General features: G+C 77.4%; 2 pseudogenes. Both read left to right on the top strand.

The window, feature by feature from the left end:
* Nucleotides 1-978: pseudogene (locus AB4039_RS42035) on the top strand (AfsR family transcriptional regulator); the annotation flags it as partial.
* 471 nt (nt 979-1,449) lie between these two features.
* Nucleotides 1,450-2,234, top strand: a pseudogene (locus AB4039_RS42030) (TOMM precursor leader peptide-binding protein); the annotation flags it as partial.

Genomic DNA, 2,234 nt, shown 5'->3' with positions numbered 1-2,234 from the left:
GGGCATCCCGGCGGCGCGGGTACGGCCCGCCCCGGCCGCGCGGGTTCCCCGGCCGGCGCGGCGGCGCCGGTACGCGGCTTCACCGGACGCGAGGCGGACCTGCGGGCGATGGCCCTGCGGCTCACCGACGCGGACGGGCCCCGGCTCGTGGTCGTCTCCGGAGCGCCCGGCATCGGCAAGTCGGCGCTGGCCCGGCAGAGCGCGTACGAGGTCAGGGACGCCTTCCCCGGCGGGGTGTCCGTCCTCGACCTGGCCCGCCCGGACGGCAGCGGCCTCGGCGTGGAGGAGGCCCGCGAGCTGCTGCCCGAGCCGGACGGCGGCGGGCGGCGGCTGGTCCTCCTCGACAACGCGACCGGCGCCGGACAGGTGCTTCCGCTGCTGTCCGGGACGGGCGACGCCTCGGTGCTGGTGACCAGCCGGCGCGGGCTCGCCGCGGTCGTCGCCACCCACGGCGGGGCCGTGCACCGGCTCGACGTGCTCGGGCCGGGCGAGGCCCACCGGCTGCTCGCCGGGCTGGTCGGGGCCGAGCGGATCGGCGCCGAGGAGGCGGCCGCCCGGGAACTGGCCGCGGTGTGCGGCCACTTCCCGCTCGCGCTGAGGATCGCCGCCGGACGGCTGCTGACCCGGCCGGGCCTGTCCGTCGCGGACTGCGCGGCCTGGCTGGCGGAGGATCCCCCGGCCCGGCTGGCGCTGGCCGAGGACCCGCGGCTGTCGGTGCCGGAGGTGTTCGGGCAGGCCGTGAGCGTGCTCCCGCCCCCGTTGCGCGAAACGTTTCTGCGGGTGGGCTCGCTCGATCCCGCCGAGAGGCTGTGCGCGGCCGGGAGCGAAACCGTCCTCGAACAGCTCGTGGAGGCGGGGATGCTGGAGGACGGGCCGCCCGGCCAGCCGTACCGGATCCACGCCTTCCTCCAGGTCTACGCGCGGTGGCTGGCCCGGGACGGCGAGAACGCGGCGGCGACGACGGCCCTCACGCGCTGATACGCCGCCCCGCGCGAACCCGTACCGCACCGGCTGCCCCAGGGGCCACGCCCCGTACAGGCAGCCCTGCTCGTCCCGGCAGCCCTGCCCGTCCCGGCAGCCCCGCTCGTCCCGGCAGCCCCGCCTGTCCCGGTAGCCCCGCCTGTCCCGGTAGCCCCCGCTCGTCCTGGCAGCCCTGCTCGTCCCAGTAGCCCTGCTCGTCCCGGTAGCCCCGCTCGTCCCACCCACGCCGCTCGTCCTGGCAGCCCCGCTCGTCCTACTCACCCCGCCCGTCCCGGCACCCCCGCCCGTCCCGCACGCGCGCCGTCGCACCCCCACCCGCCCGCGACCCGCTCCTCCCCGGCCCCGCCCGCCCCCGCGGTGGGCGCCGGCCGAGCACCCCCCACAGCCCACCGCCCCTCCCGCCCCTCCCGCCCCGGCATTTCCCACCTCACGTCTCCGACCCCACCAGACCGCAAGCAGAGGTGTTCCATGTCCCAAGCCAGCTTCGACGACGTCGCCGCCACCCGGCCCCGGATCCGCCGGGACGTGCTCTTCACCGAGACGCCGGACGGCGTGCTGTTCCACAACTCCGACGGCGGGTTCCGCCTCACCGCCCGTGCGGCCTACCGCTTCGCGACGCTGATCGTCCCTCACCTGACCGGCGAGCACTCCGTGGCCGAGCTCTGTCAGGGGCTGGGCGCACCCCAGCGCGCGATGGTCGGCGAACTCGTCAGAACCCTGTACGAGCGGGACTTCGCCCGTCCCGTGGCCGAGCCGGAGTCCACATCCCCGGCCGCGGTCCCCGAGCCCGACGTCGCCCGGCGGTACGCGCCGCAGATCGCCTACGCCGACCACTACGCCGACGACGCCGAGGCCCGCTTCCTGCGCTTCCGTGGCACCCGGGTGGCCGTCCTCGGCGAGGACCCCGTCGCCCGCTGGTGCGCGATCTCCCTGGTGCGCAACGGCTGCGCGGCCGTGGCGCTGCCGCCGGGGCCGGCCGTGGCCGAGGTGGAGGCCGAGGCCGCGGAGGCGGTCGCGGACGGCTGCCCGGTGGAGGTCCGCACGCTGGCCTCCCTCCCGTCGGGGTGGGAGGAACTGGCGGACTACGACTTCGTGGTGGTGACCGGCGGGACCGACGCCCCGGTCCGGCTGCTCCCGCTGCTGCGCGCCGGGATACCCGAGGGGCGCTCGCTGCTGCCCGCCTGGACGTACGGCGGCGACGCCGTCGTGGGCCCCCTGATGACGCACGGCACCGTCGGCTGCTGGTCCTGTGC

This window comes from Streptomyces sp. M-16 (assembly GCF_052114405.1).
GTDB lineage: Bacteria > Actinomycetota > Actinomycetes > Streptomycetales > Streptomycetaceae > Streptomyces.
Note: the sequence above shows the minus strand (reverse complement) of the source record. Positions and strands in the feature narration are given on the sequence as shown.